Source organism: Agrobacterium sp. DSM 25558 (genome assembly GCF_900100825.1).
Taxonomy (GTDB): Bacteria; Pseudomonadota; Alphaproteobacteria; order Rhizobiales; family Rhizobiaceae; genus Agrobacterium.
Genome location: NZ_FMUD01000004.1, coordinates 145,165 through 160,222 on the forward strand (window position 1 = coordinate 145,165; position 15,058 = coordinate 160,222).

The following is a 15,058-nucleotide window of genomic DNA, read 5'->3' on the forward strand; positions in this document are numbered from 1 at the left end:
AAAGAAAAACCGAAAACTTAAGTATGGCAGCTTAACTCAAACTGAACAGGAAGGTTCAGCGAGGCGTGGGTGTGGTTCGGCTAGATTGGACTTGTCGTTCAAAAGGAGCACCGAAAATGCACAACGAAGATCAAGCCCACGAGCCTGTAAATACAGCATCCGCCCACCCGCCACACAAGCATCGTCGCCGACTGGCGCTGCCAGCTCTTGCCGCAGTGGTTGCCCTTGCCGTGGGTGCAGCCGGTGGCGCAGCTGCCATGAAACTGGTGCGCCCATCAGCGGAGATGGCACCCATGACGCCCGTTGCGATATCGACGATGCCAGCGTCCAGTCTCGTCACCATCAAAGGCACGGTCGCCGAGATCTACGGCAACAAATTCGTCCTTCAGGATGACAGCGGGAAAGCGTTGATCGAAACGGGTCCTGGTGGTGAGGATGGCAAACTGGTGACCAGCAATGAGGCCGTCACGGTACAGGGTCGCTTTGACGACGGTTTCGTGCATGCCAGCTATCTGGTTCGTCAGGACGGGAAAACGGAAGCACTCGGCCCGCAGAAAGGCCCACCACCACCGCACAAACACCTTAAGGACATTGCCCGCGAGCTAGCGCCGTGACGTGACGACAAATGTCGCCCAAGGCGCACACCGTCTGATGAACTGCGTCCCTGGTTTTCCTTTGCGGGAAGGCCGGGGACGTCACTCTGTAAATTGTTCAGATCGAACCTATGCGGCAGATGAATATCGTGCGACGGATTGGACTGGCAAAAGCCGAAGAACTTCGTCGGCAAATGCGTTTGCATTTTGCAATGCCTTGTCCAGATTGCTGACCTGTGACGGGCTCATCATGTGCAGATACCCGCCAAACTCGAACATGTCGCGGAACGCGGCGCGTTCAATGATCGGCGTATCCAGCACATGTACGTTGCGTTTCGCTAAAAGGGCCTTGGCAGCAAGAAGTGCCCGTGTCGTCACCATGGAATTGACGCGGGACAGCACCACCGAATGTGGGATTTTGATGGATGCCCGGTCATCGAGATAACGAAGCAATTCGAGGACCTGCGCTCCACCCTGTGCATCCATGGTACTACCCTGCACCGGTATCAGCACATGGTTCGAAAGTCCGACCGCGGTTGCCAGAAGGGGTGATTGAGCGCCGGGCAGATCGATGATGACGTGGTCGAATTTGCGGCGGTTGTTCAGCACATGTTGCTGAAGGCTGGAGGCCGAAACATAGGTGATGACGGAGAGGTCAACGCGGTGATCGGCAGCTTCGCTCCATTTGGAAAGCCAGCGTTGCGGGTCGGTATCGATAACACAAATCTTCAATCCGCGCCGCGCCAGTTCCGACGCAAGCAGCAAAACTGCCGTTGTCTTGCCCGCGCCGCCCTTGGTGTTTGCGAATGTGATGACCGCCATGATGGATCCGATAAGAGCTGAGACGGTCATCGTCTGATTGGCACGCCGAGATCATGGCGCGTGCCAATCATTGAACATTATGGTTAATGATTTCTAAAGAAATCCGGCGAATCCCTATCGGCGGCGGCGGTCTTCGTTCAGGATTTCCTGGGCGATCTGATTCAACGGCAAGATTTTATCCACACCGCCATGCGCGATCGCCTCTTTGGGCATGCCAAAGACGACGGAGGAGGCTTCATCCTGTGCAATCGTCAGCGCACCGGCCTGATGCATTTCCAACATTCCGCGCGCACCGTCGTCGCCCATTCCGGTCATGATCACGCCCAAGGCGTTGGAGCCCGCCGCGCGTGCTGCCGACCGAAACAGCACATCAACGGAAGGACGATGACGGGAGACGAGGGGGCCATTCCGGACCGACGCGTAGTATCGCGCACCCTGACGTTCCAGCAGCATGTGCTTGTCACCCGGTGCGATCAGCACATGGCCGCGCAGAACGGTGTCGCCATCCTCGGCTTCCTTGATTTCAACGTCGCAAAGTGTGTTCAAACGCCGGGCAAAGGCTGCCGTAAATTTTTCCGGCATATGCTGCACGATCAATATGCCAGGCGAGTTGGCAGGCAGCCTTTCCAGCATTTCCCGCAATGCCTCGGTCCCACCCGTCGAAGCTCCCACGCAGACCACCATTTCCGTCGTCCGTGCCATCGCTTTGCCGGAAGGAGGTGGGAGAACAGCGTCTGCGGTCAACTTTGCCTGTGGGGCATTGGGAATTGCATGGCGCGAGAGTGTCTTGATGCCCTTGACGCGGGCGTGCGCGGCGCTCTTGACCACTTCGCAGATGCGTTGGGCGGATTCGGCCAAATGGTCGGCGGCACCAATGCGTGGCTTGAGAATAATATCGACAGCGCCAGCTTCAAGCGCCTGAAGCAAGGTCTCGGAGCCGGCTTCCGTCAGTGATGAACACATGACGACCGGAATGGGATGCTGCGCCATGATCTTGCGCAAAAAGGTAATGCCGTCCATGCGCGGCATTTCAACATCGAGCGTTATGACGTCCGGTAAGTCTTCCTGGATCTTCTTCGCCGCCGCGAAAGGGTCAGAGGCAGCACCTATCACCTCGATTGCGGGGTCTGCCTCAAGAACCGCGGTCAGCGTTTGCCGGACGCTGGCAGAGTCATCAACGATGAGGACGCGTACTTTTTTGACCATGTCTGAGACTATTGTTTCATAAAAATTGTATTGGCAACCTGCTTGATGGGCAGATCGATGCCGGTCACAGTCTCCGAATGGCCTATCAAAAGATAGCCGCCAGGTGCAAGGCACTTGCACAACTGGGTCAAAACGTGAGTCTGGGTCTTCTTATCGAAATAGATCAGTACATTTCGGCAAAACAGGATGTGGACAGGGTCACCGATTTCGTAGGTCGCGTTCATCAGGTTCATGCGTGCAAAGCCGATCTTTGAGCGCAGCTTTGTAGCGATACGCACATCGTTTCGCTGCTTTTCCTTTGCCTGCATGACGTATTTGCGTTTGAATTCCGGAGGTACCGGATCCACGAGATCTTTGCTGTAGATTCCGCTTTGAGCCTTCATCAGCACGTCGGTAGACAGATCGGTCGCCAGGATGTTGAAGTCGGAGATCACACCTTTTTCGACAGCCTCTGCCATGACCATTGCCATGGTGTAGGGTTCCGCGCCGGTTGAACAGGCCGAGCTCCATGCCCGAACGCGACCAATGCCTCTTTTAGCCAGAGCCGGCAGAGCGGTCTTTTGCATGTAATCGAAGTGATTGGGCTCGCGAAAGAAATCGGTCTTGTTGGTGGTCACGACGTCGATCAGGAAGATCGCTTCCGCTTCCATGCCATCATGGCGAAACAAATAGTCACAATAGGTGCTGAAGGTTGGATGACCGGTTGCACGCAGGCGTTTTCGCAGCCTGCCTTCCAGCATGGACCGTTTCGTTTCAGGCATCTTGATGCCACAGTAATCATAGATGAAACTGGAAAGCTCACGAAAATCGCGTGTGCTCAGGCTGTCGTCGAAATTAACGCTTACAGCGGTACTCAACTCTTATATTCCTTTCACGCAGCGCGCATTGGCCCGGCATTGACCTTGGCAAGATCGCCCGCTTCGCTTGAAAACAACTGTGCAAGGTCGATGATCACGACAAAATCACCTTCCCGACGGACGACACCGGCGATGTAGCTGGAATTCCAGCTGATGCCGATGTCAGGTGCGGTTTCGATCTGGTCCAGGTTGAAAGGTGTAACTTCGAAAACCTTGTCGGCAACCAAGCCCAGAGCCAGCAACTTGTCACCGAACGGAATATCGAGAACCAATATTCGGGTGTGCGGTGTTTTTACCGTTTTGGACATGCCGAGACGCAAACGAAGATCGATGACAGGAACGCCCTGCCCGCGAACGTCCCGAAGGCCGAGCAAGTAGTCCGGACCGTAAGGAATTTTAAATGCCTCTTCGTGGTCGAGAATTTCGCGAACGACATCCACAGGGACGGCGAAGATTTCCTCACCAAGACTAAAAGTCACGTATTGAGTATGAGTGGATGGGCTCGCCATTTTACGTTGTCTCCAAAGTCCTGTTCATTGAGTCAATTTGCTCTGTGCCGTTGCCGGGTTCCGAAATGAGCCGGCGCGGATGAGCACGAACACTCTCCCGCACCGGCCAGCCTCAGGTCCTATGCGGACTGGCGGAAATCGTGGTCATCGTCGTCAGGGCCGCCCATGGAAAGATCAAGAGCGAAGCCTTTGGCGCGTGCCTGTTGCGTCCTGACCGAGTTGTCGGAGGCAGCTTTGCGAACGGGCTTCTTCTGTTGAAGGCTCGCCGGACGCGGAGCAGATGACGCCCCGCGGGTGTTGAAACGGTCGACCTTGAAGAAGGCGATGCTCGTCTGCAGCTCTTCAGCCTGTGCTGCCAATTCTTCCGATGTCGAAGACATTTCTTCTGAAGCGCTGGTGTTCTGCTGTGTGACTTTGTCCAGTTGCTGAATGGCTTCGTTGATCTGGTTCGCACCGATATCCTGTTCGCGGCAGGCTGCAGAAATTTCTGCAACCAGTTCCGCTGTCTTGCGAATATCGGGGACCAGACGGTTCAACATATCACCGGCATCAGCCGCGGCCTTTACCGTTTCGCTGGACATGGAGCTGATTTCGGCAGCGGCAGACTGGCTGCGTTCGGCAAGCTTGCGAACCTCAGATGCGACGACGGCAAAACCCTTTCCGTGCTCGCCTGCACGGGCAGCCTCGACAGCAGCGTTGAGGGCGAGAAGGTCTGTCTGGCGAGCGATTTCCTGTACGATGGAGATCTTTTCGGCGATCGTCCTCATGGCGACCACGGCCCGGCCGACGGCTGCGCCGCTTGCTTCGGCATCCGTTGAAGACTGACGGGCGATTTTTTCCGTCTGAGCAGCATTTTCAGCGTTCTGACGGATATTGGCTGCCATCTGCTCCATCGATGCGGATGCCTCTTCCGTGGAAGATGCCTGCTCTGTCGCGCCTTGCGATACCTGCTCGGAGCTGGCGGAGAGCTCTTGGCTTCCAGACGAAACATTTTCCGCTGCGGAAATCGAATCCGAAACCACGCCGCGAAGACGTTCGATCATCGTGTTGACATGCTCGAGAAGCGTTCCGATTTCATCGCGTGTGGTAATGGTGGCCATATTCGTCAGGTCGCCTTCGGAGACGTTGCGAACGGCGACGATTGCCTTGTTAAGGCCGCGACTGATGGAGATCGAAATCAGGATTGCAGAAATCACGGAGATGATGGCGGCGACGATCGCGAGGCTCAAGAGTGCGGTGAACGTGCTGTTGTAAGCTGCTTCGCTGGCCTTGTCGGATGCCGTAATACCCTCTTCCGTCAGGACGGCGAGGTTTTCCGTCATAGCATCGAGCTTTTCGGATGCGACCGTTCCTTCATTCTGGTTGAGTTCCAGCGCCTGGTCACGATTATTCGATTTCACAAGACTAATGACGCGGTCCTGAAGGGTGATAAAATCGCCCCAGAAGTTACGAATTTCTGCCCACTTTGGTTTGAATTCTTCCGACGCGCTTTGCTCGCCAATCGTGAGGGCATCTGTGAAGTTCTTACGTTCGGTTTCGATCATCGACAACGCGTTTTGCATACGCTCGGGCGATGTTGAAAGAAGCAAGTCGCTTTCGGCGAGACCCAGACCGTCGAACGCGCCCGACACTTCGTTCGCGGCGTCGTCCTGACGGATCGGGCCGCTGATCATGCTGTCCTTGAGGCTGTCCATTTGTCTCAGGCCGTTGATGCCGAAGACAGCGCATGCCGCCATGAGAAGGACGAGTAGTCCAAATATAAGGCCGAGTTTCAGTTTGATGGTGAACCGCATAATAAGTCCTCTAAGACAGTGCTTGAAATGATTGTGTGTGGGGTATTTCCAGCCCCTAAAATCACGCTCGAAGTGATACATTCACTTTCCGCGATAAAATTTACGACACTCATCGTCGCACCGGTCTCAAGGGTTCGGGAAAATATTCCCCGAACCCATATTTAATTGGCTTTATGCGCTTTCGCGGAAGTCGGCGTCATTGGCGTCTGGGCCACCCATGGACATATCAAGCGCGAAACCCTTTGCGCGGGCCTGTTGTGCTTGAATAGACTGATCCGGGCGACGTACCGGCTTTGCGGGCTTTGCAACTGGGCGATGTGCGGGAGCGGCAGCACGTGGGGCCATGTAGGCCTTTGGTGCTTGGCTGGTGCCGGAACGTTCCACCTTGAAGAACGCGATGCTTGCCTGAAGCTCTTCAGCCTGCGCTGCCAGTTCTTCCGAGGTCGAGGACATCTGTTCGGACGCGCCGGAATTCTGTTGCGTTACCATATCAAGCTGTTGAATGGCTTCATTGATCTGGCTTGCACCGATATCCTGCTCGCGGCATGCGGCAGAGATTTCCGACACGAGTTCTGCCGTTTTGCGAATATCTGGAACCAGACGGTTCAGCATCTCGCCAGCTTCGGTCGCAACCTGAACGGTCTCGCCCGATAGCGATGAGATTTCGGCTGCTGCTGCCTGGCTACGCTCTGCCAGTTTGCGAACTTCGGATGCGACCACGGCAAAGCCCTTGCCATGTTCTCCAGCACGGGCGGCCTCGACAGCAGCGTTCAGCGCAAGAAGGTCGGTCTGGCGAGCGATTTCCTGAACGATCGAAATCTTTTCAGCGATGGTACGCATGGCCGAAACCGCACGACCCACGGCTTCGCCACTGGCTTCCGCATCCTTCGAGGACTGGCGAGCAATCTTCTCGGTCTGAGCGGCGTTGTCGGCGTTCTGCTTTATGTTGGCGGCCATCTGTTCCATCGAAGCAGATGCTTCTTCGGCAGAGGATGCCTGCTCGGTTGCACCCTGCGAAAGCTGCTCTGAGCTTGCAGAGAGTTCCTGGCTACCGGACGAAACGTTGTCGGCTGCCGACAGCGCATCTGAAACGACGCCACGAAGGCGCTCTACCATGCGCTGAAGCGAAAGACCCAGCGTGTCCTTGTCAGAAAGCGGTCTTGGTGTAACCGTCAAGTTTCCGTCGGCGATTTCGTTGGCAACGCTTGCCGTGTTGCGCAGATTGCCGGTCATTGTGTTGATGCGCGTGACGAGATCCTTGATTTCGTCATTCGTCTTAATTTCGACCTCCTGATCGAGGTCGCCGATCGATACGGCTTCTGCAACCATCATAATCTTGCGGAGGCCGCTGCTGATGCCCAGCGCAATCCACAATGCGGTGATGGCAGCAATAACAACGGCGGCAACCGATGCTGCAATTAACATAATGCGTGTCTGTTCGTACTCGGAAGCCGCAGACTGCTTGGCTTCGTTAAGACGCGCGCGGTTCATCTGCACGCCATCATCAAGTTTCTGCGTTAGTGCACTTGCCGCCACACGGCCATCACCCGAAGAATAAACCGATGCGGCAGGTACGTTGCCTTCGGTAACATATTCGCGAACCCGATCGTCACTTGTTTCGAATGTCTTTGTGATTGCCTGCAGGTCGGTCCAGTAGCCGCGTGTTTCCGCACTGGCCGTGGCCGCCATGTCAGTAATCATCTTGTCCATCTCACCGCGAATCTCGTTGCTGGTAGCGATGTGTTTTTGCGCTTCCTGCGGAGAACTCGCCAGAATAAGATTTTTCTGCGCACGCACGGTCGCAAGCGACAGTGCGTTGATCTGGTGCGTTTTGTCGAGACGAACGACGGTGCCGTCAACCACGTCATCCATGGCGTCTTTTGCGGTGCCCAGGCTGTAAATTCCGTAGCCTGCTGTTCCAGCGAGCATCACGATCAGAAATCCGAACGCGATTGCCAGTTTCAATTTAATTGTAAATCGCATTTCAGATTTCCTTCGAGAGTTCGATGACGTTGCTTCTGGACGTGGCTTTCATAGTTGAGGCGTCGCGCTGGGCCGTGAAAATCGCAATCAGGTTCGGCATGATGACGAATTGCGGGCCACGCTTGATAAGGCAGTGGATGTAGTCCGGCCTCCAGCGCATGCCTACGCTCGGCGGCGGTTCACTGGCGGACTTTGAAAAATTGGTCACTTCATAGACCTTGTCCGTACGCAGGCCGATCAGTAACCGCTCGTCCTCGATCGGAAGTTCGATAACGATAATCCGGCTATCTATCGTCTTTTCGGCGGCACCCATGCCGAACGCCAGGCGGATATCCGCCAGCGGTATGACCTTGCCGCGAAAGTTGATGACGCTGGCCACGAACGGCTTGGCACCGGGCACGGCGGTTTCAGGGAGAAGATCGAGGATTTCCTGAACCCGGATGGCCTCGATCGCGAAAGTTTCTCCTTCGATGGAGAAGGTCAGGACTTCGAGGCTGTCGCGGTCGCCCCACAAATCTTCGGATTTTTTCAAACGAGACTGGTTCATCCGGCGATGCGCATCTGCGCCTCCTGCTGCTGTCCTGCGGCCACCAGGTGCCCGACGTCGAGAATGAGTGCGACACTGCCATCACCAAGAATGGTTGCGCCGGAGAAGGTTGCGACGTCGTGATGGAGTTTCGACATCGCCTTGATGACCGTCTGGTGGTCGCCGATGATCTGATCGACGACGAGGCCGACGCGTTCCGATCCCGTGGAGATGACGACGACCTTCTGGAACTGGTCCGGCGTGGTGCCCGTATGGAAAAGTTCGCGAAGACGAATGAAAGGAACGAGACTTTCACGCAGCGAGATGAAAGAGCGACCACGTGATTTCACGTCGTTTTCCGGTGTCAGCTCGAGGCATTCTTCCACGGCGGAAAGCGGAATGACGTAGCAGCCTGTGCCGACGCGCACCAGGAGACCATCGATAATGGCCAGTGTCAGCGGAATGGCGAGTGTGATCTCTGAACCTGCACCAGGCGAACTGCTGACATTGATCGTGCCGCGCAGCCCTTCGATGGTCTTCTTCACCACATCCATTCCGACGCCGCGGCCGGACAGATTGGTGACCTGCGCTGCCGTGGAGAACCCCGGCTCGAAAATCATTTGCAGAAGTTCCTGATCAGACAGCGTGGCACCGGGGGCCACCAGACCGGACGATTCAGCCTTTGCCCGAACCCTCTCGCGATCGATGCCGCGACCGTCATCCCTGATGGTGATGGTCACATCGCCGCCGGTCTGGCGCGCTACCAGCGTCACCTGACCCGCAGGGTTCTTGCCTGCAGCAATACGGTCTTCTGGAGTTTCCAGCCCGTGGTCGCAGGAGTTTCTGACCAGATGCACCAGAGGATCAGCCAGCCGTTCGATTACGACCTTGTCGACCTCGGTGCTTTCCCCTTCCGTCAAAAGTTCGATCTGCTTTCCGGTTTCGCGGGCAAGATCGTGGACGAGACGGCGGAAACGGCTGAACAATTGCGAGATCGGCACCATGCGAAGCACCATCATGGTGTCGCGAAGCTCGCCGGAAAGACGCTCCACATCTTCGGAAACGGAGCGGAGCTGGATGTCGACACTGGTGTTTGCAAGCTGTGATAGCCGCGATTGTGCGATCACCAGCTCTCCGACGCGGTCCATCAATTCATCGAGACGCTCGGCCGGAACGCGGACGTTTTCGGCGTTTCTGTTCTGTTTGCCATCACTATTTGCCTGCGCGGCGGCCGGGTTTGCCTTTGCCGCTTCGACCGGTGCGAGTGGCTGAACGATCTCGGCGGTCGCTACAGGGTCGCTCGAGATTTTTTTGACGTCGATTTCCATATCGTCCATGACGAAGATGAAGACGTCATCAATGGCCGAGCGCGGCTGATCCGTTGTCAGAGTGACGCTCCAGGAGAGGTGCAGATTGGTAGGTTCGATGAGATCCAGTGCCGGAATTGCCGTCGCATTAACGGCAATCGTGCAATCGCCCAGTTCGGCCAGCTCATCCAGAAGACCCAACGGGTTCGTACCGTTTGCCATGGAATTGGTCGGCAGGCTGAAATCGATCTGCCAAGTTACGGTGGACGGTTCATCCGCTTTTACGGTCGCCACAGGTTGGGCGTGTTTTGCAGTCGCACTTTCGTTCGTGCCGACCGCGGCCTGCAATTTTGCCAACAGACGATCGCCCGTTTCTGGAAATGCAGTTGCGGGATTATCGACCAAGCGGCGCATGTGGTCCTGCGCCTCGAGCACGGCTGCGATCAGTTCGCTGCTTGCAGGAACCTCACCCTTGCGGACGCGGTCGAACGCGGTTTCGCAGTGATGGGTAAAGGCGGCCAAGGCTTCGAAACCAAACATGGCTCCGGACCCCTTGAGGGTATGCAGGCCGCGAAACACGGCGTCGATCTGTCCTTGGTTGGACAGGTCATGCAACAGGTCCAGCAAACCGCTCTCGATCTGTTCGAAAAGCTCGGCTGCTTCTGTTCTGAAAACCTGAATGGGGTCCAGTATGTTCATCTACCAAGAACCTTTTTGACGATTTTGACCAGATTTTCAGGATCGAAAGGCTTGGTGACCCAACCTGTCGCTCCAGCGGCTTTCGCACGTGCTTTCATGTCCGCATCTGACTCGGTGGTCAGGAATATGATCGGTATGCCCGTGTGTGCCGGCGACTGCCTCAAGGCTTCGATCATTTCCAGACCGTTCATATTGGGCATGTTGAGATCGGTGACGATCAGATCGAACGGACCGCCTTTTGCCTTTGTCAGTCCATCAGCGCCGTCAACCGCTTCAGTCACCTGATAACCAGCATTCGTCAGTGCGATTTTGGTTGTCATTCTGATGCTGGCAGAGTCATCGACAGTAAGAATATTGGCGCTCATTGAATTTCCTTTCCATGCAGCCAGAAGAGGCGAGAAGCCTCGTCCATATTCGTAAGGAACCCGCCCCGGCGAAGTGTATCGACAACGCTCGCAGAGGCCGGTTTTGTCAGTGTGATGTACTTGCCGTTCGCCCGCGCATAGAGCCGCGATGATTCGATGAGCTGGATGAAGCTCAAATCGGTTTGCGCATCAGCGGGAATATCGATCGTCACTGCTTTGTGCATCTGAAGTGCCTCAAGGAGGCTCTCATGGACGGGCACGATACCGCGTATGGAGAGTGACGGAGGCAAATTGAGTGTTTCTGGCGTCATCAGTCTTCCTACTTCCCGGCTGCCTCGAATTGACGGCGAGCAAAAAAATGCCCTTTGGCGTGTCTTCCAACGCTGGAAGTTTCGCCAATGCGATCTGGCGTCTCCGCGTCGATGGAACATTCTGAAGATTTGTGCCCGGCAGGCTATGTTTTGCACAGACGACAAGCTGTCGCCGCTGAACACGCAGGGCATCTGTCAATTGGCTGGATTAACAGCTCTCGACATACACCTGGTCATTTCAGACATAGCCATCGCGGCGCTGTCCTTGCCTCAAGCAAGTAAAGCGTTCCAAATCGGTTCATTTTTGAAAATCGGATCGGCGTCATGCAACCCGCAGCGATAGCACCACAACCCAGCGAGAAATCGCTATGTGTTGTAACTGCTTATCATATTAGCTTATTGATATGGCTGTAGTGGTTAAGGCGCAGTTAATGGAGGTTGCGATTAGTCGCAGGCATCTTAAAGTTTGTGGCTAAAATGCGATAATCCATTGAATTTTCAATAATAATGACCGGTTCTACCGGAGATATACATTGTCCGAGTCCAGCATAGTACCGTTTCGATTTGATTGAGGGTAAACTCACTTGAGTAATCAATTTCTCGAAACCCCTTAGATGCACTAATTGTGTTGCGGCTTCTCAATGGGATTACAGTATCCACAGCAATCCGCGACGATTGCATCAGGCTTGGGGATATTTCGACAAAGTGTGCACCGTCCAGCCTCACATGCGGATCACAACTAATTGTAATTAAATAACTATTTTAAGTTTTATTTTTTTCTGCCATCGCTGTTGCAGAAGCGGGATCTTTCGCATAGGTTTTTACGGCAACGTTTCAGTGAGGGAGGAGACTCATGCGCATTCGTTCTATTCTGGCCGCTCTGGCGGCTGGTGTCATGTTACCTGCAGGTATTGCGGGGGCCACTGACTTGGAAGTAACGCACTGGTGGACATCGGGCAGTGAAGCTGCTGCGGTGGGAGAGCTTGCCAAGGCATTTGATGCAACCGGAAATAAGTGGGTGGATGGTGCCATTGCCGGTTCGGGCGGCACCGCACGTCCTATCATGATCAGCCGTATCACCGGTGGTGATCCCATGGGTGCAACGCAGTTCAACCATGGACGGCAAGCGGAGGAGCTTGCGCAGTCTGGATTGATGCGCGATCTCACCGATGTCGCGGAAAAGGGTAAATGGAAGGACATCATCAAACCAGCCAGCCTTTTGGATAGCTGCACCATAGATGGCAAGATCTATTGTGCGCCCGTCAACATTCACTCGTGGCAGTGGCTATGGCTTTCCAACGCTGCTTTCAAGAAAGCTGGCGTAGAAGTTCCCAAAAACTGGACTGAGTTCATTGCAGCTGGTCCAGCCCTGCAGAAAGCGGGTATCCAGCCGCTTGCCCTTGGCGGCCAGGCGTGGCAGGCAAACGGACTGTTCGATACTTTGGTGCTGTCGATAGGCGGCAAAGACCTTTACGAAAAGGTCTACAAGGATAAGGACGCTGAAGTTGCTGCCGGGCCGGAGATGCAGAAAATTTTTGCTGCAGCCGATGAAGCGCGCAAGCTTGCCAAGGGTTCCAACGTTCAGGACTGGAACCAGGCAACCAACATGGTCATCACTGGCAAGGCTGGCGGTCAGGTCATGGGTGACTGGGCACAGGGCGAATTCCAACTTGCCAGTCAGAAAGCCGGAACTGATTATAGTTGCCTGCCAGGGCTTGGCCTCAGCGACTATCTCACGACGGGCGGTGATGCTTTCTACTTCCCTCTGCTGAAGGATGAAGCGAAATCAAAGGCGCAGGAAGTCTTGGCTGAAGTGATCGTTGATCCTAAAACGCAGGTCGCGTTCAACCTGAAGAAGGGTTCGCTTCCTATTAGGGGTGATGTCGACCTCTCAGCGGCCAATGACTGCATGAAAAAGGGTTTGGCAATCGTAAATAAGGGCAATGCCCTGACGAGTACCGATCAGCTCATTTCAGCCGATACGCAAAAGCAGAAAGAAGATTTGATGGCAGAGTTCTTTGCCAATTCATCTCTGACGGCTGAAGCTGCGCAAAAGCGCTTTGCTGACATTATCGGCTCCGCAGACTGATCGTCTTGCCTGTGAGCGATCAGTCGAACTGACAGCTTGCAGGCACCTCCTTGCCAGACATGAAACGCCTTTGGCTTGTCTGGGACATGTGTTGCGGGATATGCTTGCGAGCTACCCGCTGCACAATCAACCTTTACGATTGATAAGGAGTGGGACATGGCAGTGAAACGCCATTCTGGTCGTCCAAACCAGCTATTCCGCAATCTGAATTCAAAGATTGCATCGATACCCATGATCGTGACCGCAATGGTCATCTTCATGGGTGGAACGATCTGGACAGTCGTTTATTCCTTTACCAATTCAAAGCTATTGCCGCGCGCTTCCTTTATCGGCTTCGAGCAGTATGAACGCCTTTGGGCGGCACCCCGCTGGATTATTTCGATTCAGAATCTGGCCATCTATGGCATTCTTTCTTTGATTTTCAGCCTCGTGATCGGCTTCGTCCTCGCCGCGTTGATGGATCAGAAGATACGCTTTGAAAATACATTCAGAACCATCTTCCTTTATCCCTTTGCATTGTCTTTCATCGTTACCGGCCTCGTCTGGCAATGGCTCCTGAACCCGGAATTCGGCATTCAGGCCGTGGTGCGGTCGCTGGGCTGGGAAAGCTTCACCTTCGATCCGCTCTATAATTCGGATTTTGTGATCTATGGTATTCTGATTGCCGCACTCTGGCAGGGGACCGGTCTCGTCATGTGCCTCATGTTAGCGGGCCTGCGTGGGATAGATGAGGACATCTGGAAGGCCTCACGCGTTGACGGCATTCCCATGTGGAAGACCTATATTCTCATCGTCATCCCCATGATGCGCCCGGTCTTCATTACAACGCTCGTCATCATCGCCAGCGGCATCGTCAAGGTTTACGATCTCGTGGTCGCGCAGACCAGCGGCGGTCCCGGCATCGCGTCCGAAGTCCCTGCGAAATACGTCTACGACTACATGTTCCAGGCACAGAATCTGGGGCAGGGCTTTGCCGCATCCACCATGATGTTGCTAACTGTCGCAATCATCGTCGTTCCATGGGCCTATCTCGAATTCGGAGGGCGCAAACGTGGCTAATATCTCAACGCTCAATACCGTCGCCGCAGGCGTGGACCCGGTGTCCTCTCAACTTGGTGGCCCACGCGGACGCAAGCCGCGCAAGCGGATATCTCGACGCAATATCATTCTCTATGGCAGCCTGTTCGTCGCCGCGCTTTATTACCTGCTGCCGCTCTACGTGATGATCGTGACATCGCTGAAAGGCATGCCGGAAATCCGCATGGGCAACATCTTTGCCCCGCCGATGGAAATTACCTTCGAGCCTTGGGTCAAGGCATGGTCCAATGCCTGCACGGGTTTGAACTGCGATGGCCTTTCGCGCGGTTTCTGGAACTCGGTCCGCATCATGATACCGTCGACCTTTGTGTCGATCCTGATTGCGTCCGTCAGCGGCTATGCACTGGCCAACTGGAAGTTCAAAGGCTCCGAGTTCTTCTTCTCCATCCTCATCATAGGTGCCTTTATTCCCTATCAGGTGATGATTTATCCAATCGTGATCGTGTTGCGCGAAATGGGCGTCTACGGAACATTGACCGGCCTCATCATGGTTCACACCATTTTCGGCATGCCCATCCTGACCTTGCTGTTTCGCAATTATTTCGCCGGTTTGCCGGAGGAGTTGTTCAAGGCGGCACGCATCGATGGGGCGAATTTCTGGCAAATCTATTTCCGCATTATGGCCCCTATGTCGCTGCCGATTTTCGTGGTGGCAATGATCCTGCAGGTCACCGGCATCTGGAACGACTTCCTTTTCGGCGTCGTGTTCACCAGACCGGAATATTATCCGATGACGGTTCAGCTCAACAATATCGTCAACTCGGTTCAGGGTGTGAAGGAATACAACGTCAACATGGCGGCGACCCTTCTGACCGGTGCCGTTCCGCTGTTCGTCTATTTTGTTTCAGGTAGACTTTTTGTCCGCGGCATCGCCGCAGGCGCAGTCAAGGGTTAAGCTTC

General features: G+C 54.8%; 15 protein-coding genes. 5 read left to right on the plus strand and 10 right to left on the minus strand.

Annotation, left to right across the window (positions count from 1 at the left end):
* Nucleotides 1-116: 116 nt before the first annotated feature.
* Nucleotides 117-614, plus strand: a complete 498-nt coding sequence (locus DSM25558_RS05610) for a hypothetical protein (RefSeq protein ID WP_077102654.1) — start codon at nucleotides 117-119, stop codon at nucleotides 612-614.
* A 108-nt stretch (nucleotides 615-722) separates the two neighbouring features.
* Here the strand turns inward: DSM25558_RS05610 and DSM25558_RS05615 are convergent, their stop codons facing one another.
* From DSM25558_RS05615 to DSM25558_RS05660, 10 genes are all read right to left on the minus strand, one after another.
* Nucleotides 723-1,415 (minus strand): ParA family protein, encoded by a 693-nt coding sequence (locus DSM25558_RS05615; protein WP_077102832.1) that lies wholly within the window; start codon nucleotides 1,413-1,415, stop codon nucleotides 723-725.
* 114 nt (nucleotides 1,416-1,529) lie between these two features.
* Entirely contained in the window at nucleotides 1,530-2,621 is a 1,092-nt protein-coding gene (locus DSM25558_RS05620) for a protein-glutamate methylesterase/protein-glutamine glutaminase (RefSeq protein WP_077102656.1), read from the minus strand.
* Nucleotides 2,622-2,629: 8 nt separating this feature from the next.
* Nucleotides 2,630-3,478, minus strand: coding sequence for a CheR family methyltransferase (locus tag DSM25558_RS05625; protein WP_077102658.1), 849 nt, complete (start codon nucleotides 3,476-3,478; stop codon nucleotides 2,630-2,632).
* Between the two features lie 14 nt (nucleotides 3,479-3,492).
* Nucleotides 3,493-3,987 (minus strand): chemotaxis protein CheW, encoded by a 495-nt coding sequence (locus DSM25558_RS05630; protein WP_077102660.1) that lies wholly within the window; start codon nucleotides 3,985-3,987, stop codon nucleotides 3,493-3,495.
* 119 nt (nucleotides 3,988-4,106) lie between these two features.
* Nucleotides 4,107-5,780, minus strand: coding sequence for a methyl-accepting chemotaxis protein (locus DSM25558_RS05635; RefSeq protein ID WP_077102662.1), 1,674 nt, complete (start codon nucleotides 5,778-5,780; stop codon nucleotides 4,107-4,109).
* A gap of 171 nt (nucleotides 5,781-5,951) precedes the next feature.
* Nucleotides 5,952-7,763, minus strand: coding sequence for a methyl-accepting chemotaxis protein (locus DSM25558_RS05640; RefSeq protein ID WP_077102664.1), 1,812 nt, complete (start codon nucleotides 7,761-7,763; stop codon nucleotides 5,952-5,954).
* A 1-nt stretch (nucleotide 7,764) separates the two neighbouring features.
* The gene (locus DSM25558_RS05645) at nucleotides 7,765-8,310 is read right to left on the minus strand and encodes a chemotaxis protein CheW (RefSeq protein ID WP_077102666.1); all 546 of its coding nucleotides are present in this window, start codon (nucleotides 8,308-8,310) and stop codon (nucleotides 7,765-7,767) included.
* Nucleotides 8,307-10,295, minus strand: coding sequence for a chemotaxis protein CheA (locus DSM25558_RS05650; RefSeq protein ID WP_077102668.1), 1,989 nt, complete (start codon nucleotides 10,293-10,295; stop codon nucleotides 8,307-8,309). The genes DSM25558_RS05645 and DSM25558_RS05650 overlap by 4 nt, the downstream gene beginning before the upstream one ends.
* Nucleotides 10,292-10,660, minus strand: coding sequence for a response regulator (locus DSM25558_RS05655; RefSeq protein WP_077102670.1), 369 nt, complete (start codon nucleotides 10,658-10,660; stop codon nucleotides 10,292-10,294). The genes DSM25558_RS05650 and DSM25558_RS05655 overlap by 4 nt, the downstream gene beginning before the upstream one ends.
* On the minus strand, nucleotides 10,657-10,971 hold the full coding sequence (locus DSM25558_RS05660; RefSeq protein ID WP_077102672.1) for an STAS domain-containing protein: 315 nt from the start codon (nucleotides 10,969-10,971) through the stop codon (nucleotides 10,657-10,659). The genes DSM25558_RS05655 and DSM25558_RS05660 overlap by 4 nt, the downstream gene beginning before the upstream one ends.
* Here DSM25558_RS05660 and DSM25558_RS28140 point away from each other — a divergent pair.
* The 4 genes from DSM25558_RS28140 to DSM25558_RS05680 all read left to right on the plus strand — a co-directional run bounded on the left by DSM25558_RS28140 (nucleotide 10,952) and on the right by DSM25558_RS05680 (nucleotide 15,053).
* On the plus strand, nucleotides 10,952-11,314 hold the full coding sequence (locus tag DSM25558_RS28140) for a hypothetical protein (protein WP_143240025.1): 363 nt from the start codon (nucleotides 10,952-10,954) through the stop codon (nucleotides 11,312-11,314). The genes DSM25558_RS05660 and DSM25558_RS28140 overlap by 20 nt on opposite strands.
* 510 nt (nucleotides 11,315-11,824) lie before the next feature.
* The gene (locus tag DSM25558_RS05670; RefSeq protein WP_077102676.1) at nucleotides 11,825-13,060 is read left to right on the plus strand and encodes an ABC transporter substrate-binding protein; all 1,236 of its coding nucleotides are present in this window, start codon (nucleotides 11,825-11,827) and stop codon (nucleotides 13,058-13,060) included.
* Between the two features lie 156 nt (nucleotides 13,061-13,216).
* Nucleotides 13,217-14,119 (plus strand): carbohydrate ABC transporter permease, encoded by a 903-nt coding sequence (locus DSM25558_RS05675; protein ID WP_077102677.1) that lies wholly within the window; start codon nucleotides 13,217-13,219, stop codon nucleotides 14,117-14,119.
* Complete coding sequence (locus tag DSM25558_RS05680; protein ID WP_077102679.1) at nucleotides 14,112-15,053, plus strand: carbohydrate ABC transporter permease; 942 nt, start codon at nucleotides 14,112-14,114, stop codon at nucleotides 15,051-15,053. The genes DSM25558_RS05675 and DSM25558_RS05680 overlap by 8 nt, the downstream gene beginning before the upstream one ends.
* The last annotated feature ends 5 nt before the right edge of the window (nucleotides 15,054-15,058 follow it).